The following is an 18958-nucleotide window of genomic DNA, read 5'->3' as shown; positions in this document are numbered from 1 at the left end:
CCATGTCCGATCCATCCGAACTGTCCGAGGAGACACCGATGACCGACACCGCAGTCCCCACTGCCACCGACGCCGACCGCGCGCTGAAGACGAAGCACCGCGCCATGTGGGCGTCGGGCGACTACCCGACGCTGGCCTCAGACCTCATCTGGGAGCTCGGCCCGCGCGTCGTCGCCGCCACCGACATCCGTCCCGGCGAGCGCGTGCTCGACGTCGCGGCCGGCAGCGGCAACGCGGCGATCCCCGCCGCCCTTCGCGGCGCGACCGTCCTCGCGAGCGACCTCGCGCCCGAGCTCTTCGACGTCGGGCGGCGGCTCGCCGCAGAGGCCGGCGCCGAGCTCGAGTGGCGGGAGGGCGATGCCGAGGCGCTGCCCTTCGCCGACGACTCGTTCGACGTGACGGTCTCGACCGTCGGCGTCATGTTCGCACCGCACCACCAGCAGGCCGCCGACGAGCTCGTGCGCGTCACGGCGCCCGGCGGCCGCATCGGCCTGATCAGCTGGACCCCCGAGGGCTTCATCGGCCAGATGTTCAAGGTCATGAAGCCGTTCGCCGCGCCGCTGCCCGAAGGCGCCTCGCCCGCACCGCTCTGGGGCGACGAGCAGCACGTGCGCGACCTGTTCGGCGACCGGGTCACCGACGTCACGGTCGAGCGCCAGACCGTCGAGATCCGCTTCGAGTCGGGCGCGGCGTTCCGCGACTACTTCAAGCAGAAGTACGGTCCCACGATCGCGGTCTTCAACCGCATCGCCGACGACCCCGACCAGGTCGCCGCCCTCGACGCGGCACTTGCCGCCCATGGTGACAACGCCCTCGACGCCTCCGGCGCGATGCAGTGGGAGTACCTGCTGTTCACCGCCCGCGTGCGCTGAGCGGGCCCGACCCGGAAGATCCACCGTGAACCACTCCGCAGGATACGTCGTCTCCCAGCTCCGGCAGCGCGACGAAGAGCGTCTGCTCGTCGAGCTCGAGCGGCGTCGCGTCGTCGCCGAACGGCTGGCCGAGACCCAGCACCTCGAGGGCGGGGTGACGGATGCCGCGCGCCCACGCCGCGGCATCCGCGCCCTGCTCCCCCGGCGCCTCCGCCCGCTCACGCCTCCGCGCCCGGTCGTCGGCTGAACTCGAAGCGCCGAGGACGACGCGCTGCACCGCCCGGGTCCGCCCTCTCCTCGACCGGAGGGGGCGGACCCGGGTCGGACCGATCGGATGAGACGATCCGAGCCGATCGGCCGATCCGCGCGCCGGCCTGCCTCGCGAGCATCGAGGCATGAGCGAATCCACCGTCAGCCGCCCGTCACCGTCACGCCGCACCGCCGTGACCCCCGCCCCGAGGACGCCGTCGTCGGGGCCCATCCGCACACGGCGAACCGGCGCGTGGGCCGTCACCGGGTTGCTGCTGCTCAGTCTCGTGCCGGTGGTCGCCGGTGCGGCCCGGCTCACGGAGTTGTCGATCGGTGGCGCCGTCACGCCCGACAACGCCCGGTTCTTCGCCGCGCCCGTGCCCGTGGTGCTGCACATCGTGGGCGCGACGGTGTTCAGCGTGCTCGGCGCGTTCCAGTTCGCGCCCTCGCTCCGACGGCGGCGCTGGCATCGGCTCGCGGGCCGCGTGGTGCTGCCGGCCGGCCTGGTTGCGGCGCTCTCCGGGCTCTGGATGACCGCGTTCTTCGACCTGCCGGCGGTCGACGGCGACCCGCTGCTGGCGCTCCGACTGCTGTTCGGCACGGCGATGGCGGCGAGCCTCGTCGTCGCGTTCCTCGCCATCCGCCGCGGCGACGTGCGAACGCACAGCGCGTGGATGACCCGCGGCTACGCCATCGGCATGGGCGCGGGTACCCAGGTGTTCACGCACCTGCCGTGGGTGCTGGTGTTCGGCGCGCCCGATGAGGCCACCCGAGCGGTCCTCATGGGCGCCGGCTGGGTGATCAACCTCGCCGTCGCCGAGGTGGTGATCCGCCGGCGACGGAGGACCGCGCGCCTATCATGAGGGTCATGACGAGCCCCCTCCGCACGGTGTGGGATGCTCCGGCCGCCACGCCCCCACCGCCCCGGCGGGTGTGGCGGGACTGGGTGCTCGTCGCGGTGCTCACCGTGGTCGTGGTGATCGAGGCGACCGCCCGGCCCGACCTGCCGTGGCGGGCGCTGTGGGCGGTGGTGCTCGTCGCGCTCGTGCCGACCGTGCTCTGGCGGCGCACCCGGCCGCTCGAGATGGTGGCGATCGCGTTCGCGGTCGCCATGCTCCCGACGATCATCACCGGACGCGAGTCGCAGCTCGTCTCGGGCGCGTTTCTCCTGGTCCTCGTCTACGCCCTGATGCGGTGGGGGTCGGGGCGAGCGATGATCATCGGCTCGGGCATCGTGGTGGTCTCGGGTGCCGTCTCACTCGCGATCGGACCGACCGTGCTCAGCGACCTCATCGGAGCGCCCGTCGTGCTGGTGGCCGTCAGTGCGATCGGCCTCGCCGTTCGGTGGCGCGCGGCGGCACGCGCGCGTGAACTCGACCGCATCAAGCTCGTCGAGCGCGAGCAGCTGGCGCGCGACCTGCACGACACCGTGGCGCACCATGTCTCGGCGATCGCGATCCAGGCCCAGGCCGGCACCGTCGTCGCGGCGACCGATCCGGATGCCGCCGCCCGGGTGCTCGGGGTCATCGAGGGTGAGGCGTCCCGCACGCTCGACGAGATGCGCTCGATCGTGCGGATGCTCCGGGAGGGCGGCGACGGCCCGGTGACCGAGCACGCGCCGGGCCCGGCCATCGGGGGCCTTCGACGCCTCGCCGGAACGGTACCCGGCGGCCCCGACGTCGACGTGCGACTCGAGGGCGACCTCGAGCGCGTGTCGCCGACCGTCGCGGCCGCGGTGTACCGGATGGCCCAGGAGGCCGTGACGAATGCCCGCCGGCACGCCCGCAACGCGGCCCGCGTCGAGGTACTCGTGCGGGTCGACGACGCCGGCGTTCGGCTCGACGTGCGCGATGACGGCGACCCCGCGGCATCCGCTGCCCCCGGCTACGGCCTCACCGGCATGCGCGAACGTGCGGCCCTGCTCGGCGGCACGTGCGAGGCCGGGCCCGCGCGCGACCGCGGCTGGGCGGTGACGGCCATGCTGCGGCGGGCGGGGTGGTCGGCATGACCGTGCGGGTCGTGCTCGCCGACGACCAGGAGCTCGTGCGCACGGGGCTCCGCATGATCCTCGACGCGCAGCCCGGCATCGAGGTGATCGGCGAGGCCGCCGACGGGGCCGAGGCGATCGCGCTCGCTCGCGAGCTCCGGCCCGACGTGTGCCTCTTCGACATCCGGATGCCGGTGGTAGACGGCCTCGAGGCGACTCGTGCCCTCGCGGGGCCCGAGGTGCCCGACCCGCTCCCGGTCGTCGTCATCACGACCTTCGACCTCGACGAGTACGTGTACGAGGCGCTGCGGTCGGGTGCCCGCGGCTTCCTCCTGAAGAACGCCGGCCCCGCACTGCTCGCCCAGGCGGTGCACGCCGCCGCCCGGGGCGACGCGCTCATCGACCCCAACGTGACCGTGCGGCTGCTCGAGGCGTTCGCCGGATCGGCGCCCGCCGCCGCGCCGGCGCAGCCGATCGAGCCGCTGACCGAGCGCGAGGAGCACGTGCTCGCTGCGGTCGCCCGCGGCCTCGGCAACGGCGAGATCGCCCGCGAGCTGCACCTCTCGGTCAGCACCGTGAAGACGCACCTCGCGAGCCTGATGGCGAAGATCGGCGCCCGCAACCGGGTGGAGCTCGCGATCTGGGCGCACGAGACGGGTCGGCGACGCTGACGCCGATCAGGGTCCGCACCGGTGCGCCGCCGCCCCACCCGATCTAGACTGGCGCCGTGCCGGGCCAGCGACTGACGCCCCGCGAGAGCGCGGTCCTCGCCGCCATCGGGCGGCGACTCAGCAACCCCGAGATCGCCGCGGAGTTGTACATCTCGGTGCGCACCGTCGAGAGCCATGTCGCGAGCCTCAAGCGCAAGCTCGCGGCGGAGACCCGGGCCGACCTCATCGCGGCGGCGGGCGCGGAACGCGAGCGCGCGGCATCCGTGCGACTCCCCCGCAACGCGTTCGTCGGCCGCGACGCCGAGATCGCCGCCATCGCCGACCTGCTCGACGTGCGGCGCTGGGTGACCGTGGTGGGACCCGGCGGGGTGGGCAAGACGCGTCTCGCGCTCGAGTTCGCCGGCCGCGACGAGCGCATCCCCGTGGTGGTCGAGCTCGAGCACGCCGAGCCGGCGGACGTGGTCGCCCGGATCGCGAGGGCGCTCGACCTCGAGGCCGGGCCCGGCACGGACGTCGCGACGTCCGTCTCGGTCGCGCTCGCCGCCGGCCCGCACCTGCTCGTGCTCGACAACGTCGACCGCGTGGGTCCCGCCGTCGCCGAGATCGTGGCCCGAGCGCAGTCGCTCGCGCCCGACCTGCGAGTCCTCACCACCTCGCGCACCCCCATCGGCGACGCCGCCGAGGCGGTGTTCCCGCTCGCCCCGCTCGACACCGAGGGGCCGGATGCCGCGGCCGTCACCATGTTCCTGGACCGCCTCGGGGTGGCCGGACGCGCCGCGGCCGCGCCGATCGCGCTGTCGACGACCGCGCCGTCGGCCGCCGACCGCGAGCTGGCGGCGACGGTGTGCCGACGGCTCGACGGCCTGCCGCTGGCCCTCGAGCTCGCCGCCGCCGTGGCACGCCACCTCTCGCTCGAGGAGCTCGACCAGCGCCTCGACCGGGACTTCGCCACGCTCGACCGGGCCGCGCCCGAAGGCCGGCACCGCACGCTCGAGACCGCGTTCGACTGGACCTGGGACCTCCTCACCGCGGAGGAGCGCGACGTGCTCTGCCGGCTGGCCGCGCTGCCGCGCACCTTCGACGTCGACCTCGCCGTGGCGGCGACGCACCCCGGGGCGGAGGGCGTGCTCGTGCGCCTCCTCGACCACTCCATGGTGGTGCCGCCCGGCGGGCGCCCCCGGCGGTTCCGGCTGCTCGCGGTCATGCGCGAGTTCGTGCGCTCGCGCACGGATGCGGCGGTGATCCGCGAGGTGCTGGAGCGGCACGCCGAATACCACGAGCGCGTGTTCACCGAGTTCATGCGGCACGCACGCACCGACGACAGCGCCGAGGCGACGCACACGTTCGAGACGCTCACTCCCGAGATCAACGCGGCCGTGCGGTGGGCGCTCGCGGCGGGGCATCCGTCGGCCGTTCCCCTCGCTGCGGCGCTGGCCGTCGGCGTCGAGCAGTACGGTTCCGACGTCGACAGCGTACGCACCGTCGCCATGGCCGCGACCGACGCCCGGGTGCGGGCGGAGGCCTCGGCCGAGCAGCTCCTCCAACTCGGGATCGGGCTCGCCTTCGTCGACGTGCAGCTCGTCGACGACCTCGCCGGGGATGCCCTCGCCCGCGCCGACGACCCGCGCTCGCGACTGGCGGCCAGCCACCTCGCCGGCATCGCCGACGCCTACCTCGACCGGGTGCCGGAGGCCCGATCGCACCTCGACGAGGCCGAGCGGCTCGCGATCGAGCTCGATGAGGCGTGGAAGCTCGCCGCGGTGCGCCAGATGCGCGGCGTCGCCTACTGCCACGCCTCGCCGCCCGACTCGGTTCGCGCCGTCGCCGAGTTCGAGTCCGCCATGCGGGGCTACGCGCTCGCCGGCGATGCCATGCACGCGAACAACGCGCGGTTCATGATGGCGTTTTCGTCTGCCGAGGAAGGGCTCGAGCCCGAGCAGGCGGCGCGGTGGGCGGCCGAGTGCGCGGACTACGCGCAGCGCACCGGCAACGTGCACGAGCTCGCGCACGCCCACCTCGTGCAGGCCATGCTGCGAATGGATGCCGCGGGGCTGACGCGATCGCGCCGGCTCGACGGGCGCGCCGGCGGGGGCGCCGACGGCCTGGTCGACGGGGGCGTCGACGGCCGGGCCGACGTCGAGGAACTCGCCGAGCTCACCGGGACGTTCAGGCGCCTCGGCGACCTGCGCTGCGTGACGCGCAGCCTGCTGCTGCGCGACCACCTCGCCGGTCCCGGCGAGCGCGTCGCGCTCCTCGAGGAGGCGCTCGACGTGGCGCGCGCCGCCGGCGACGTCACGCACCAGACGGTGGCGCTCCGGCGTCTCGCCGGGGCGCAATGGGCCAGGGGCGACCGCATCGCGACGCTCACCGCACTCGACCGGCTCGAAGCGGTCGCCGGGCCGGATGCCGCGGCCGCGGCGTGCCCGCCGGAGCTCGCCGCCGACCGTGCCGCCGGCCGCGTCGCAGGCTGACGCCCGCGCCCCGCGCCGCGTCTGCGCCCCCGTCGCGCGGCTGCGCCACTTCCGCGCCCGGTGCGCCAGTACGACTGGCGCGCCGGACGCCGACGTGGCGCGGTTCGGTGCGACGACGACACACGGGACACGAGTCCCGTGACAGCGGGACACGTCGCCTGACACGATGTTCGGATGACCCGCGCCCTCGCCACGAGCCGCATCGCGACGATGGTCGCGGTGTGCGTGTCGCTCGTCGCGTCGGTGGGCGCGATCGCCATCGATCTCGCGGTGCTTCCGGAGCATCCGGACCCGCCGATGTCGTCGGGCTGGTCGGGGGTACTGCCGGGCGTCGCGATGCTGGTGCCGGGGTGCCTCCTGCTCTGGCGGCTGCCGTGGCATCCGATCGCCGTCGTGCTCACCGGCTTCGGCACGCTCTGGGTGGTCGACGGGCTCGCCTCCGCGGCCGTGAACCTCGCCTGGTACGAGCACCGTGACGCGTGGTGGGCCGTACCGGCGTTCTGGGTGTTCACGCGGCTCGGGTCGGTGCTCCTCCTGCCGATCGTGCTGCTGCTCCTGCTCTTCCCCGACGGCCGACTGCGGGCGGGCGGTTGGCGCGTCGTGTCGATCGTCGCCATCGCGCTCGGCCTCGTGATGCCGTTCGCGTTCCTGCTCGCTCCGGCCGACGCGCTCGCCGTCGACGACCCGTCGCGCACCGAGCTGCTCGCCGCGTTCGAGCGTGCGTTGCCGACGATCCCGCTGTCGGATGCCGCGTGGGGCGTGATCCTCGCCGCCGCCATGCCGTGCCTCGCCGCGAGCCTCCTGCTCGCGCTCGTCGTGGCCGTGAGCCGACGGTTCGGCGCCTCGGCCGAGGAGCGGGCGCAGCTGAGATGGCTCGTCTGGTCGGGCGTCGTGTTCGTCGCGTCGCTGGCGATCTTCCCGCTGCTGCCGACGGTGCTCGTCGACGTGCTGCTGGCACTCACGATCGCGCTCATGTCGGCCTCGGTCGTGGTCGCGGTCACCCGCTACCGGCTCTACGCGATCGACCGGCTGCTCTCGTGGACGCTCGTCTACGCCATGCTCATCGTCGCGATCGTGGCGGTCGACGTGCTCGTGGTGCTCGCCGTCGGCAGCGCGATCGACGACCGCGTCGCGATGCTCGTGGCCGTCGTGGCCGTGACGCTCGCCTACGCGCCGCTGCGCGGCCGGCTGTTCGGGCTCGCGAGCCGGCTCGTGAACGGTCGGCGCAGCGATCCCTACGGCGTCGTGTCATCGCTCGGCGACCGCCTCGACCGGGCGACCGACACCCCGACCCGGCTCGCCGGCCTGGCCGCGGCGATCGCCGAGGCGTTCGCTTCGCGCTACGTCCGGGTGGAGCTCGACCGGCCCGACGCGGAGCCGATCGTCGCGGAGCAGGGCACCGCCACCATGGCGCCCGAGGAGATCCCGATCGACTACGGCGGCGCCGTCGTCGGGAGGATCCTCATGGAACCGGGCCGACGGCCGATCGTGTCGAGCCGCGACCAACGGCTCCTCGGAGACCTCGTGCGACTCGCGGTCGCCGCGATGCGCAACGCGGAGCTCGGACGGGAACTGCAGGCGATCCGCGAACGGCTCGTCGTCGCCCGCGAGGAGGAGCGCTCGCGCCTGCGCCGTGAGTTGCACGACGGCCTCGGGCCGCTCCTCGGCGGCGTGAAGCTGCGCCTCGAGACTGCCCGCAACCTCGCCGAGCGCGACCCCGACCGCTCCCTCGCCCTGCTCGACGCCGCGATCGAGGACCAGTCGGAGGTGATCGACGAGATCCGCCGCATCGTGCACGACCTGCGCCCACCGGCGCTCGACGACCTCGGGCTCGAGCGCGCGCTCGAGCAGCAGGCGGCACGCCTCACTGGTGGCGGCCTGGTCGTCGAGGTGTCGGGCGACCTGCCGCGCGAGTTGCCGCCGGCCGTCGAGGTCGCCGCGTACCGCATCGTGTCCGAGGCGCTGACCAACGCGCGCCGGCACTCGGGGGCTCGTCACGTGGTCGTGCGCCTGCGACTCGAGGTCGGCGAGCGGATGCTCCACGCCGAGGTGCGTGACGACGGCACGGGCATCCCGTCCGACGCGGTCGGCGGGGTGGGGCTGCGGTCGCTGCGGGAGCGGGCCGCCGAGCTGGGCGGCACACTCGAGATCGAGCCCGCCGAGGGTGGCGGCACCGTCGTGCGGGCCGCGCTGCCGCTGACGCGGTCTCCCTCGCCCTCGGATGACGCCGCACCCCGCGACGACCCGCCGTCGCTCCCCGACCCCGCGCTGGAGGCCACAGCCGATGCCTGACGAACCGATCCGCGTGGTGCTCGTCGACGACCATCCCGTCTACCGCGAGGGACTCGCGATGCTCCTCGAATCGATGGAGGGCGTCGACGTCGCCGCAACCGCCGCCGACGGCGAGCAGGCCCTCGAGGTCGTCGAGACGACCGACGCCGACGTCGTGGTGATGGACGTGCAGATGCCCCGCCTCGACGGCATCGCCGCGACCCGCGAGCTGGTGTCGCGGCATCCGCACCTCGCCGTCGTGGTGCTCACCATGTCGGAGGACGACGAGACCGTCTTCTCGGCCATGCGTGCCGGCGCACGCGGCTACCTCGTGAAGGGCGCGAGCCAGCACGAGATCCTGCGGGCGATCCGCAGCGCCGCGGCGGGTGAGCTCGTGTTCGGCGCCGCGATCGCCCGGCGCGTGGCCGAGTTCTTCGCCGCCGGCCCGGCGTCGGCCCCCGTTGCGGAGGTGTTCCCGCAGCTCACGGCCCGCGAGCGCGAGGTGCTCGACCTGCTCGCCGCAGGCCGCTCGAACCCGCAGATCGCGCAGGCCCTGTTCCTCTCGCCGAAGACCGTGCGCAACAACGTGTCGAACATCTTCGCGAAGCTCCAGGTCGCCGACCGCGCCGAGGCGATCGTGCGGGCTCGCGACGCGGGGCTGGGGCGCGGATAGCGCTCCTCCGGCGAGGATCCGGTTCAGAATTCAGGAACGCACAGCGTCCTGTCGCACGCGGCGGCGAATCGCCGCGCCGACCGGGCTGGCCGCGCTCCCCGTTCCTGAATTCTGGACCAGAACGTGCGGACGCCGGACCGGTGCCGCTGTCCCGGGCGCGGGTCGGGACATCCGCGGGACACGGCTCCCTGTGGGCCCGGGTCGCGCCCCCGGGAATCTGGGATCACCAACCCGGAACTCTCGAAAGGCACAAACGACATGGATCTCTTCGCCACCGCGACGCCCACCACGCCCGCCCCCGATCGCGCCACCTCGGCGCCCGATGCGCCAGCAGAAGTGGCGCAGCGGGCTGCGAGCGGGCGCACGCCGAAGGCGGCCGACGACCTCGGCCCCGTGCGCCCGAACCGCCTGCAGCGCCTCGGCGGCGCCGGACTCATCGCGGCCCCGCTGCTGTTCACGGGCGGCATGCTCACCTCGCCGCAGCAGACGTCGCCCGGCACCGCGGGCTACATCGAATCGCTCGCGGCCGACCCGGCACTCAGCCTCTGGTCGGCGAACCTGCTGCACTACGGATGGGTCGCCCTCGCCTTCGGCGCGCTCGCCACGCTCGGCCTGCTGCGGGGACGCCGCGGTCGGATCTTCCTCCCGATCGCCGCGGTGCTCGTGGCGTTCGGCGCCATCCAGATGTCGGGCCTGCTGCTGTCGGACTGGTTCCTCATCAGCGCCGGCAACACGCTCGCGATCGAGGACGCCGTGCTGATGGACTCGACGGCCAAGGAGTGGACCTCGGCCATCTGGCAGTTCTCCGCCATGGGCTCGGCACTGCTCGGCATGGGGCTGCTGTCGCTCGCCCTCGCCCGCGCGAAGGCCGTCTCGTGGTGGATCGCACCCCTCGGGTTCCTGCCGTGGGTGGTGCCCGCGTTCGGCCTCGGCCCGATCGGCGTCATCATCGCGCTCGTCTGCTACGCGCCCCTCGTCGTCGCCGGCATTCGTCTCGTCGCCGCACGCTGAGTGTCGCGGCGCCCGCGCCCGCGCCACTTCGCCGCCCTGTGCGCCAGTGCAACTGGCGCACAGGGCGCCGTCGTGGCGCACAGCGCGCCGTCGTGGCGCACAGGGCGCCGCCCTCAGATCGTCGCGCCGACGAGCGCCTCACCGAGCGGCGTGCGCACGTGCAGCACCCGGGCGCCGTCGCGCACGCTCGAGACGAGGCCGCTGTTGCGGAGCACCGTGAGGTGATGCGACGCGGTCGACACGGCGAGCCCGCAGTCGGCCGCGACCTGCGACGTCGTGCGGGGGTCGTGCGCGCTGAGCAGGATCTCGGCACGCGCCGGGCTGAGCAGCGCGCCGAGCGAGCGCGACGCCGCCTCGGGGTCGCGCGCCCACGTCTCGGTCACGCCCTGCGCCGGGTAGAACAGCGTGGGCTGGGCGGGCGGCTCGGTGAGCACGGCGCAGCGGTGCGAGCTCATCACCGACGGCACGAGCACGAGGCCGATGCCTCGGCAGTCGACGAGCTCGCTGTGCCGGCGCAGGCGCACCCGCACCGCGTCGCCGTGCCACGCGACCGATTCGTGCAGCGCCCTCACCATGGCGCCGATGCCGTCGGTGGCCACGCGCCGCGACCGCACGGCGATGTCCGCCCGCAGGATGCGCTCGAGCTGCGTCCACACGGGCGCGAGCAACGCGTCCCACAGCTCGGCCCAGGCGTCGGCGATGCGGTCGCGGGAGGCTTCCGGATGCTCCATCATGCGCGCGATGGCGTCGTGCCGACGCCCGCTCGACCGCGCGAGCATCTTCGTGAGGTCGGCACGGAACAGGTCGGCCGGCACGGCGCGCAGCCGCTCGGCCTCGTCGGCGGGCGACATGTCCCAACTCGGGGTGGCCGTGAAGAAGTCGGGGAAGTAGCCATCGGCCCCGATCACGGTCGACATGAGCGCGAAGGGCTCGCGTGGCACCCGGTCGCGTACCGAGCGCAGCCACCCCCACTGCATCGGCTGATCCTCGGGCCGCTGCAGCACGCGCACCGCGTTGCACAGCTCATGCCCCGGCGAGACGCCGAACCGGATCGCCGAGATGTCGTCCGGTGCCAGCCGGAAGTCCACGTACTTTCGATCCACGTCGAAATGGTATCGACGACGGATGCCCCGGCGGGAGCCTGTCGGCATCGGATGACGACGGGTCATCCGCAACACCGAAAGGACCATCACCATGACGCTCGCAGACCTCGAGAACACCGTTGCATCGGCCGACCCCGCACCCAACGACCCCGCGCGCTTCGCCGCGCTCGTGCACGCCGAGGCGCTCCGCGTCGGCACGCGAGGAACCCTGCGGTTCGAGGGCCGGGACCACGGCTCGGCGATCTCGTACTTCCTCGTCAATGCCGAACCCGGGCAGGGGCCCGATCTGCACCGGCATCCGTACTCCGAGACCTGGATCGTGTTCGAGGGCGAGGCCCGCTTCACCGTCGGCGACGAGCAGTTCGTCGCCACGGCGGGCGACACCGCGACGTGCGCCGCCGGCCTCTGGCACGGCTTCAAGAACGTGGGCACCGGTCGCCTCAAGGTGCTCGGCATCCACCCGTCGGACACGATCATCCAGGAGAACGCCGACGAGGTCGACGCCTGACGGCGCCACTACGGCAGCCGGCGCCCGCTACCCCGAGACGGCGCTCTCGGCGTGCGGCGCACCGACCGGCTTCGACTCCGACGACCCGCGTTGGCGGAGGTAGATCGACAGGGCGATCATGCTGCCGACGGCGAGGAACTCCGACTGCCAGTTCTGCAGTGTGCGGTTCCAGAAGTCCGCCGAGACGAGGTACTCGGCCCACGAGATCACGTCCTGCCCGTGCTCGACCTGCTCGGAATTGAACACGACGACGCCCGCGAGGGACTGCGCCAGCCAGGACAGGAGGAAGATGACGCCCATCACCAGCAGCAACGAGTTCGAGAAGATCGTGCGGCGCCAGTCGGCCGCCTTGGCCCACTTGGGCGAGTCGGCGCGCGCATGCTCGCCCAGCAGCTGGTCCCGGTCGGTGCCGAGGCCCTCCTCACCGGGCTTCTTCGACTCGGGCGAGCCCTTCTGCACGAGCCAGATCGTCGCGAAGATGAAGAGGAAGAACTGCAGGTACTCCGACTGCCAGTTCTCGGCCACGTCGACGACGAACTCCGACGACGTGATGAACTCGCCGTAGCCGACGGGCGGCGAGCCGTGCGATGCCTGCATCTCGTTGTACTCTGCCAGCCCGGCGATCGACTGGCCGATCAGTGCGAGGGCGAAGAGCACGCCGAAGGCGATGCTGAGTCCATGTTCTCGAACGCGCATGCCACTCACCTGCCCATCGACGCGATCGCGAGCATGTAGGCCAGGCCCACCGCGATCACCGCGAGCCACGACGTGAAGACGACTCTCATGTGCCGACGGTAGCCCCTGGAGCCGTTCGTCCGGCAGTGGGATGCGGAGCGTTGGCGAGCCGGACTAGGATCTGCTCCGCTTCGCACCCCGTCCCCGTCGCGCTCACCTGCCGAGCGCGCCGGGCATCTCCCTCACGTCCGTGCCGTCGGAGAGCACCGGCGAGAGGATGCCGAAGAGGTTCCCATCGGGGTCGAACAGGTACGCGGCACGCCCGACTCCCATCATGTCGTTGGGCGCCACCGATTCCGTCGCACCGAGCTCCAGGGCCTTCGCGAACATGGCGTCGACGTCGCCCTCGATTCCGACGACGATGTCGCAGCCGTTCACGGGGGCTCCGGGCTCGGGGCGCGGTCCCTCGCGTCGCGAGATGCCGCCGTTGATGCCGTAGCCGGGCGCGTCGGCACCGATCGAGCCCTCGCCGGTCTCGATGAGCCAGTACTCCATGTCGCCGGCTCGCGTGATCTTCCACCCGAACAGCGCCGAGTAGAAGTCGATGAGCCGCTCGGGCTCGGAACCGTAGATCTCGAAGTGCACGACGAGATTCGCCATGATCCCCCCCTCAGGTCTCGAACGCGCTCAGGCTACGCCCGGTCCCGGCCCGACCTCCAGACCCACTGATGTGCCCGCGGCTTCGCAAGCCCCTCGCGGATCTCGAGCGCAGGGCGGAGCATGGCAGTGATGGTGCTGACTGGCAGGTCGGGCAGGTCCGGCTCGCGCCTCGCGGATGCCGCGAACCCACGGTGGAGCGACGGGCGCGTCGCCGTGGTGGTCGGCGCGGCCGCGAGCCTCCTCGGCGTCGCCGGGTCCTGGATCCCGTCGCTCTGGGGCGACGAGGCCGCGAGCATCATGTCCGCTCGGCGGGACTGGGGCTCCCTCTGGGCGCTGCTCGGGAACGTCGACGCCGTGCACGGGCTCTACTACGCGCTCATGCACGTCTGGATCGATCTCGTCGGCGCCTCGCCGTTCGCCGTTCGGCTGCCGTCGGGAATCGCCGTCGGCGTGGCATCCGCCGGGCTCTACCTGCTCGTGCGTCGGAGCTCGACCCGCCCGACGGCGCTGATCGCCGCGGCCGTGTTCACCGTGCTGCCGCGGGTCACCTTCCTCGCGGTCGAGGCGAGGTCGCTGTCGCTCGCGACCGCCGCCGGGGTGTGGCTCACGCTGCTCATGGTCCGCCTGCTCGATGGCCGGATGCGGCGGGGCTGGTGGTGGCTCTATGCGCTCGGGATGGGCGTCGCCGTCTACGTCTACCTGTACCTCGTGTTGCTCATCCCGGTGCACGCCATCGTCGTGGCGCTCGAACTCCGCGCGACGGGGCGTCTGCGGGGCATCCGGATGCGTCGATTCCTCGGGTCCTGGGCCGGGGCGGTGCTCGTCGCCGCGCCGATCCTGGTGATCGCCGTGCTGCAGCGCGAGCAGGTCGACTTCAGCCGTCGCTGGCGCGTCGTCACCGTGGAGGGCGTGCTCGTCGACCAGTGGTTCATGCTCGAGGTGCTGGCGCTCGTCGCCTCGGCGTTCATCGTGGTCTCGATCGTCGTCGCCGTCGGCCTTCCCGATCGCGCCGCACGCGGTGATCGCCGGCTCCTCCTCCTCGGCGGGATGTGGATCGCCGTGCCGACGATCGCCCTGATCCTCGTCTCGGCGATCGCCGGGCTCGGATACACGCCTCGCTACCTGGCCTTCAGCGCACCCGGCGCGGCGATCATGATCGCGGTCGCCGTCGGTGCGCTGCCCCGGCGGTGGATGCAGGTCGTGTCGGTCGGCGTGATCGCCGCCCTCGCGGCTCCCGCGTACGTCGAGCAGCGCACGCTCTATTGGAAGAACGGCGGCACGGACTGGCCCGTGCTGGCCGAGGTGGTCGCGGAACGAACGGAACCGGGCGACGGGATCGTGTTCGACGAGAGCGTGCGCCCGTCGCGACGCCCGCGCCTCGCCATGTACACCTATCCGAACGGGTTCGAGGGACTCGTCGACGTCGGGCTCCTCCGGCGGCACGACGAGACGGACGGGCTGTGGGATGTCACGGTGCCGCTCGCCGAGGTCGACCGCCGGCTCACTGGCATCGAGCGCGTGGTCGTGGTGTCGCGGAGCGCGCACGGCGTCGACGACGACGTCGCGACGCTCCGGGGAGCCGGGTTCGAGCTCACCGAGCAGGTGGAGCTCGAGACCGACGTGGTGACGGTGTACGAGCGCGGACCGTGAGGACCCTGCGCATGACGGCGGCCGGTCCTCGCGACGGCGGCCCGAGTTCGGGCCGCCGTCGCGAGCGTCGGCCGCCGTCATGGCGTCGTCGTGAGCGGCGTGGGTGGGCTCGGCTACCGTGGGCGTCGTGGAGCCGCATCGCCTGTCCCCCGCCGAGGCCCGGCGCATCGCCGTCAGGGCGCAACTGCTCGATGCGCGCCGGCCCACCGACCTGGTCGACATGGTTCGTCGACTGACCTTCCTCCAGCTCGATCCCACCGCGGCCATCGCGCCGAACGCCGACCTCGTGGCGTGGAGCCGACTCGGCGCGTCGTACCGACCCGACGATCTCGTGCGCGCCCTCGAGCACGATCGCTCGCTCTTCGAGCTCGACGCCCTGATCCGCCCCGTCGAGGATCTCGCCCTCTACCGGCCCGAGATGTCGGCCTGGCCCACCTGGGAGCGCGCCGCGACCTGGCTTCGCGACAACGACGCGTTCCGCCGCGATGTGCTCGAGCGGCTTCGGGTGGCCGGCCCGCTCACCTCGCGCGACCTCCCCGACACGAGCGTCGTGCCGTGGCCGTCGTCCGGCTGGACGGCGAATCGCAACGTCACGCAGATGCTCGAGTTCCTCGCCATGCGCGGCGAGGTGGCGATCGTCGGCCGCCGTCGGCGCGAACGCGTCTGGGACCTCGCCGAGCGCGCCTGGCCAGCCGACGTGCCCGAGCTCGCAGCCGGCGAGGCGCGGCGCATGCGAGACGAGCGCCGGCTCCGCTCGCTCGGCATCGCCCGTGCGAAGGCGCCCGAGCAGCCGATGGAGCCCGCGGATGTCGGCGAGGCCGGCGAGCCGGCCGTCGTCGACGGCGTGGCCGGCGAGTGGCGCGTGGATCCCGAGCAGCTCGACCGGCTCGGTCAGCCGTTCGAAGGCCGCACCGCGCTGCTCTCGCCGTTCGACCGCCTGGTGCACAACCGCGTCCGCGCGTCGGAGCTGTTCGGGTTCGACTACACGCTGGAGATGTACAAGCCGGCCGCACAGCGACGGTGGGGATACTTCGCGCTCCCGATCCTGCACGGCGACCGACTGGTCGGCAAGCTCGACGCGAAGGCCGACCGCAAGGCCGGCGCGCTCGTCGTCAACGTCGTGCACGAGGACGTGCCGTTCACGTCGGCGATGCGTCGCGACGTCGATGACGAGATCGCCGCCCTCGCCGCCTGGCTCGGCGTGGAGGTCACCCGCCCGCCGCAGCACTGATCCGGCAGGGCCGGGTGCTACGCGTTCCGGAGGTGCACGCGCTCGCCCTGGGTGCTCAGCAGGTTGATCACCTCGGCCGGCTCCTCCGACGCGCTCGCGAACCCGTGCGGCATCCGGGTGTCGAACTCCGCGGCCTCGCCCGCCTCGAGCACGAGCTCCTCGTCGCCGAGCGCGAGCCGTACGCGGCCACTCAGCACGTACACCCAGTCGTAGCCCTCGTGCGCGCCCTGCTCGATGGGTGCGTCGAGCGGATGGCCCGGCAGCACGATCTTGTAGGCATGCACGTCGGGATTGCTCCGGGTCAGCGGGATGATCGCGCGGCCCTTGCGGTAGAACGGCTTCGGGTGGATGCGCGGGTCCGCGATCTGCGGCGCACCCACGAGGTCGTCGAGGCTGGCCCGGTAGGCGGCGGCCAGCCGGATGAGCAGGTCGAGGGTCGGCTTGCGCAGGCCCGACTCGAGGCGCGAGAGCGTCGACACGGAGATGCCCGTCTCGGCCGAGAGCTCGGCGAGCGTCCATGCGCGACGCCGCCGCAGTTCGCGCAGGCGTGGCGCCACGCCGTCGAGCACCTTCTCGAGGTCGTCGGTCATCGGAGCCCATCTCTTTGCCGTTCCGGCAACGTGCGTTGCAGTATCCGCAGCCTACGACGAGAGTGGGCGCATGCACAACGACTCCACGCAGAACACCAGTTGGGACGCCATCGTCATCGGCGGCGGCGGCAGCGGCGGACTCAGCGCCGCCCTCATGCTCGTGCGGGCCCGGCGACGGGTACTCGTGATCGACTCGGGCACGCCGCGCAACCGGTTCGCCGCGCACATGCACGGCGTGCTCGGCCGCGACGGCTGGTCGCCGCTCGACCTCCTGGCCACGGGCCGTGCCGAGGTCGAGCGCTACGGCGGCGTCGTGACGGCCGACGACGCCGTCGCGGCCACCCGAGCCGATCACGGCTTCGACGTCGTCCTGGCGTCCGGCGCGCACCACCGGGCACGCCGGCTCCTCGTCGCCACGGGCCTCCGCGACGGGCTTCCCGACATCCCCGGCCTCGCCGAGCAATGGGGCCGGGCAGCCTTCGTCTGCCCCTACTGCGACGGCTGGGAGTGGCGCGACCGGCGCATCGCGGTGCTCGCGACCGGGCCGATGTCGCCGCACCAGGCGCAGCTCCTGCGGCAGTGGTCTGCCGACGTCACCATCTTCACCGACGACGCCGAGCTGGCGGATGACGCGGTCGCCGAGCTGACCGCACGCGGGATCGACATCGAACCGCGCGCCGTCGCCGCCACGAGCATCGACGCCGACGGCCGGCTCAGCGGCATCCGGCTCGCCGACGGCGACACCGTGGCGGCGGACGCGATCTTCCTGCACCCGCGCGTCGTGCCGAACGACGGGCTGCTGCGCGGCCTCGGCGCCGACACCGCGCTCGGACACGGCGGCGCACCCTGGGTCGAGGTCGACGAGACCGGGCGAACGAGCGTCCGCGGCGTCTGGGCCGTGGGCAACGTCGTGAATCCGGGCGCGTCGGTGCCCGTGGCCTCCGGAGCGGGCAATGTCGCGGGCGCCACCATCAACGCCGACCTCATCGAGGAGGAGATCCGGGCCGCGGTCGAGGCGACCGTGCTCGCGCCGGGGGCGTGAGCGGTCGTCTCGGTGGCGCGAGCCGGATCCCTCGAACGGCGGACGCTAGGGCGTGAGGCGCGCAGCGCCACCGCTGCCGACCCACTCCTCGAACGTCCGCGTGCCGAGATCGGCGCCGGGGCCCGCGAGCATGGTGCCGTCGCGCATCGCCTTCCCGTACGCGCCCGGGACGGGGACTTCGATGATCAGCGCGCGCACCCCCGCGGCGCGGGCGCTCCGGCGCACGACGTCGACCATGCGCTCGACTCGGGGGCCGGCGAGGTCGGGCACTCGCCCGACGGGCGCGCCCGTCGCGAGTTCGACGAGCCGCTCGGCCACCTCGCGCGCGGCCACCGGCTGCGACTGCATGCGCGGCACCACCACGAACGGACCGAACTGCATGCGTTGCAGCAGTTGCGACCCGAACTCGTGGAACTGCGCGGCGCGCAGGATGGTCCATGGCACGGATCCGCGCACCACGAGCTCCTCCTGCAGCACCTTGCCCGCGTAGTAGCCGTACGGCGCGCGATCGACGCCGATGATCGAGAGCGCGACGTGGTCCCCGACGCCGGCGGCCGCCTCGGCGTCGAGCAGGTGCCGCGTGACCGCACCGAAGAACGCGCGGGACTCGGCATCCGACAGGGTCTGGGTCGACGAGACGTCGATCACGGCGTGGACGCCCGCGAGCGCATCGGCGAGCCCCGTGCCGGTCACGAGGTCGACTCCCGTCGAGCGACTGAGGATCACGGGCTCGTGGCCGCGCTCGCGGACGACGTCGACGACATGGCGCCCGACGGTCCCGGTTCCTCCGGCGACGGCGATCTTCATCTGCTGTGCTCCTGTTCCTTCTCCGTGGCGGTGGTCGTGGCGGTGCGTGACGCTCGCCCTGGGAAGAGCAGCGGGATGCTCAGCACGAGCGGCGCCGCGAGCGCGATCGACTGCGCGACCACGTCGGCGAGCGGCAGGTGCTCGACGTGGCCGAGGTGGTAGCCGAGGTGCGGCACGGAGAACACGAGCCAGGCCGCACCGACCGCGACCGAGGCATCCGCTCGCCGTTGCAGGGCCGCGACCACGCCGGCCGCGAGCAGGGCGAGGTACAGCGCCCCGACGTCGCGGACGAGGTGCTCGTTGAAGGGCCCGTCGAGTCCGACCCACGCCGCGAATCCGAAGCCGGGGAAGGCGTCGGCGAAGGCGCGCGGGAGGAACAGGGCCCAGACGCCGACCACGGCGGCGGTGGCGTTGAGGATCCAGAGGACGATACGTCTCGAGGTGATGCTCATACCCACTACGACCGGGCACCACGATCGGATGTGAG

General features: G+C 73.1%; 19 protein-coding genes. 13 read left to right on the top strand and 6 right to left on the bottom strand.

Annotation, left to right across the window (positions count from 1 at the left end; genetic code table 11):
* Positions 1 to 38: 38 nt before the first annotated feature.
* The 9 genes from ACVFI9_RS04820 to ACVFI9_RS04780 all read left to right on the top strand — a co-directional run bounded on the left by ACVFI9_RS04820 (position 39) and on the right by ACVFI9_RS04780 (position 10205).
* Positions 39 to 872: a class I SAM-dependent methyltransferase gene (locus tag ACVFI9_RS04820; RefSeq protein WP_474764911.1), complete on the top strand. Its 834-nt coding sequence runs from the start codon at positions 39 to 41 to the stop codon at positions 870 to 872.
* Between the two features lie 25 nt (positions 873 to 897).
* On the top strand, positions 898 to 1119 hold the full coding sequence (locus tag ACVFI9_RS04815; RefSeq protein WP_474764910.1) for a hypothetical protein: 222 nt from the start codon (positions 898 to 900) through the stop codon (positions 1117 to 1119).
* Between the two features lie 148 nt (positions 1120 to 1267).
* Positions 1268 to 1984, top strand: a complete 717-nt coding sequence (locus tag ACVFI9_RS04810; RefSeq protein ID WP_474764909.1) for a DUF2306 domain-containing protein — start codon at positions 1268 to 1270, stop codon at positions 1982 to 1984.
* Positions 1985 to 1989: 5 nt separating this feature from the next.
* The gene (locus ACVFI9_RS04805) at positions 1990 to 3129 is read left to right on the top strand and encodes a sensor histidine kinase (protein WP_474764908.1); all 1140 of its coding nucleotides are present in this window, start codon (positions 1990 to 1992) and stop codon (positions 3127 to 3129) included.
* On the top strand, positions 3126 to 3779 hold the full coding sequence (locus ACVFI9_RS04800) for a response regulator transcription factor (protein ID WP_474764907.1): 654 nt from the start codon (positions 3126 to 3128) through the stop codon (positions 3777 to 3779). The genes ACVFI9_RS04805 and ACVFI9_RS04800 overlap by 4 nt, the downstream gene beginning before the upstream one ends.
* Before the next feature lie 56 nt (positions 3780 to 3835).
* Positions 3836 to 6250 (top strand): ATP-binding protein, encoded by a 2415-nt coding sequence (locus ACVFI9_RS04795; RefSeq protein WP_474764906.1) that lies wholly within the window; start codon positions 3836 to 3838, stop codon positions 6248 to 6250.
* Positions 6251 to 6424: 174 nt separating this feature from the next.
* Entirely contained in the window at positions 6425 to 8542 is a 2118-nt protein-coding gene (locus ACVFI9_RS04790; protein WP_474764905.1) for a sensor histidine kinase, read from the top strand.
* A complete protein-coding gene (locus ACVFI9_RS04785) occupies positions 8535 to 9194 on the top strand; it encodes a response regulator transcription factor (protein WP_474764904.1) in 660 nt (219 codons plus the stop codon). The genes ACVFI9_RS04790 and ACVFI9_RS04785 overlap by 8 nt, the downstream gene beginning before the upstream one ends.
* A gap of 258 nt (positions 9195 to 9452) precedes the next feature.
* Entirely contained in the window at positions 9453 to 10205 is a 753-nt protein-coding gene (locus ACVFI9_RS04780) for a hypothetical protein (RefSeq protein WP_474764903.1), read from the top strand.
* A gap of 113 nt (positions 10206 to 10318) precedes the next feature.
* On the opposite strand, the gene ACVFI9_RS04775 is transcribed toward ACVFI9_RS04780, so the two are convergent.
* Positions 10319 to 11308 (bottom strand): ArsR/SmtB family transcription factor, encoded by a 990-nt coding sequence (locus ACVFI9_RS04775; RefSeq protein ID WP_474764902.1) that lies wholly within the window; start codon positions 11306 to 11308, stop codon positions 10319 to 10321.
* Positions 11309 to 11399: 91 nt separating this feature from the next.
* On the opposite strand from ACVFI9_RS04775, the gene ACVFI9_RS04770 reads away from it, so the two are divergent.
* The gene (locus tag ACVFI9_RS04770; protein WP_474764901.1) at positions 11400 to 11816 is read left to right on the top strand and encodes a cupin domain-containing protein; all 417 of its coding nucleotides are present in this window, start codon (positions 11400 to 11402) and stop codon (positions 11814 to 11816) included.
* Between the two features lie 27 nt (positions 11817 to 11843).
* Here ACVFI9_RS04770 and ACVFI9_RS04765 read toward each other — a convergent pair whose 3' ends face one another.
* Positions 11844 to 12512: a DUF6766 family protein gene (locus tag ACVFI9_RS04765; RefSeq protein WP_474764900.1), complete on the bottom strand. Its 669-nt coding sequence runs from the start codon at positions 12510 to 12512 to the stop codon at positions 11844 to 11846.
* A gap of 192 nt (positions 12513 to 12704) precedes the next feature.
* Entirely contained in the window at positions 12705 to 13151 is a 447-nt protein-coding gene (locus tag ACVFI9_RS04760) for a VOC family protein (RefSeq protein ID WP_474764899.1), read from the bottom strand.
* A 129-nt stretch (positions 13152 to 13280) separates the two neighbouring features.
* Between ACVFI9_RS04760 and ACVFI9_RS04755 the strand changes: the two genes are divergently transcribed.
* Entirely contained in the window at positions 13281 to 14801 is a 1521-nt protein-coding gene (locus tag ACVFI9_RS04755; protein WP_474764898.1) for a glycosyltransferase family 39 protein, read from the top strand.
* Positions 14802 to 14928: 127 nt separating this feature from the next.
* Complete coding sequence (locus ACVFI9_RS04750) at positions 14929 to 16032, top strand: DNA glycosylase AlkZ-like family protein (protein WP_474764897.1); 1104 nt, start codon at positions 14929 to 14931, stop codon at positions 16030 to 16032.
* A gap of 17 nt (positions 16033 to 16049) precedes the next feature.
* Here the strand turns inward: ACVFI9_RS04750 and ACVFI9_RS04745 are convergent, their stop codons facing one another.
* Positions 16050 to 16622 carry a helix-turn-helix domain-containing protein gene (locus ACVFI9_RS04745; RefSeq protein ID WP_474764896.1) on the bottom strand — a complete coding sequence of 191 codons (573 nt, stop codon included), beginning with the start codon at positions 16620 to 16622 and terminating at the stop codon, positions 16050 to 16052.
* Between the two features lie 70 nt (positions 16623 to 16692).
* On the opposite strand from ACVFI9_RS04745, the gene ACVFI9_RS04740 reads away from it, so the two are divergent.
* A complete protein-coding gene (locus ACVFI9_RS04740) occupies positions 16693 to 17664 on the top strand; it encodes an NAD(P)/FAD-dependent oxidoreductase (RefSeq protein ID WP_474764895.1) in 972 nt (323 codons plus the stop codon).
* A 45-nt stretch (positions 17665 to 17709) separates the two neighbouring features.
* Here ACVFI9_RS04740 and ACVFI9_RS04735 read toward each other — a convergent pair whose 3' ends face one another.
* Entirely contained in the window at positions 17710 to 18471 is a 762-nt protein-coding gene (locus tag ACVFI9_RS04735; RefSeq protein WP_474764894.1) for an SDR family oxidoreductase, read from the bottom strand.
* Complete coding sequence (locus ACVFI9_RS04730) at positions 18468 to 18923, bottom strand: hypothetical protein (protein ID WP_474764893.1); 456 nt, start codon at positions 18921 to 18923, stop codon at positions 18468 to 18470. The genes ACVFI9_RS04735 and ACVFI9_RS04730 overlap by 4 nt, the downstream gene beginning before the upstream one ends.
* Between the last annotated feature and the right edge of the window lie 35 nt (positions 18924 to 18958).

Source organism: Agromyces sp. NSFZ (genome assembly GCF_056156205.1).
Note: the sequence above shows the minus strand (reverse complement) of the source record. Positions and strands in the feature narration are given on the sequence as shown.

Excerpts from the sequence above, each read along its gene's own strand:
- ACVFI9_RS04790 (WP_474764905.1), top strand. The coding sequence starts at position 6,425 with ATGACCCGCGCCCTCGCCACGAGCCGCATCGCGACGATGGTCGCGGTG.
- ACVFI9_RS04805 (WP_474764908.1), top strand. The coding sequence starts at position 1,990 with ATGACGAGCCCCCTCCGCACGGTGTGGGATGCTCCGGCCGCCACGCCC.
- ACVFI9_RS04800 (WP_474764907.1), top strand. The coding sequence starts at position 3,126 with ATGACCGTGCGGGTCGTGCTCGCCGACGACCAGGAGCTCGTGCGCACG.
- ACVFI9_RS04735 (WP_474764894.1), bottom strand. The coding sequence starts at position 18,471 with ATGAAGATCGCCGTCGCCGGAGGAACCGGGACCGTCGGGCGCCATGTC.
- ACVFI9_RS04770 (WP_474764901.1), top strand. The coding sequence starts at position 11,400 with ATGACGCTCGCAGACCTCGAGAACACCGTTGCATCGGCCGACCCCGCA.
- ACVFI9_RS04755 (WP_474764898.1), top strand. The coding sequence starts at position 13,281 with ATGGTGCTGACTGGCAGGTCGGGCAGGTCCGGCTCGCGCCTCGCGGAT.
- ACVFI9_RS04780 (WP_474764903.1), top strand. The coding sequence starts at position 9,453 with ATGGATCTCTTCGCCACCGCGACGCCCACCACGCCCGCCCCCGATCGC.
- ACVFI9_RS04820 (WP_474764911.1), top strand. The coding sequence starts at position 39 with ATGACCGACACCGCAGTCCCCACTGCCACCGACGCCGACCGCGCGCTG.
- ACVFI9_RS04765 (WP_474764900.1), bottom strand. The coding sequence starts at position 12,512 with ATGCGCGTTCGAGAACATGGACTCAGCATCGCCTTCGGCGTGCTCTTC.
- ACVFI9_RS04740 (WP_474764895.1), top strand. The coding sequence starts at position 16,693 with ATGCACAACGACTCCACGCAGAACACCAGTTGGGACGCCATCGTCATC.
- ACVFI9_RS04760 (WP_474764899.1), bottom strand. The coding sequence starts at position 13,151 with ATGGCGAATCTCGTCGTGCACTTCGAGATCTACGGTTCCGAGCCCGAG.
- ACVFI9_RS04730 (WP_474764893.1), bottom strand. The coding sequence starts at position 18,923 with ATGAGCATCACCTCGAGACGTATCGTCCTCTGGATCCTCAACGCCACC.
- ACVFI9_RS04785 (WP_474764904.1), top strand. The coding sequence starts at position 8,535 with ATGCCTGACGAACCGATCCGCGTGGTGCTCGTCGACGACCATCCCGTC.
- ACVFI9_RS04810 (WP_474764909.1), top strand. The coding sequence starts at position 1,268 with ATGAGCGAATCCACCGTCAGCCGCCCGTCACCGTCACGCCGCACCGCC.
- ACVFI9_RS04745 (WP_474764896.1), bottom strand. The coding sequence starts at position 16,622 with ATGACCGACGACCTCGAGAAGGTGCTCGACGGCGTGGCGCCACGCCTG.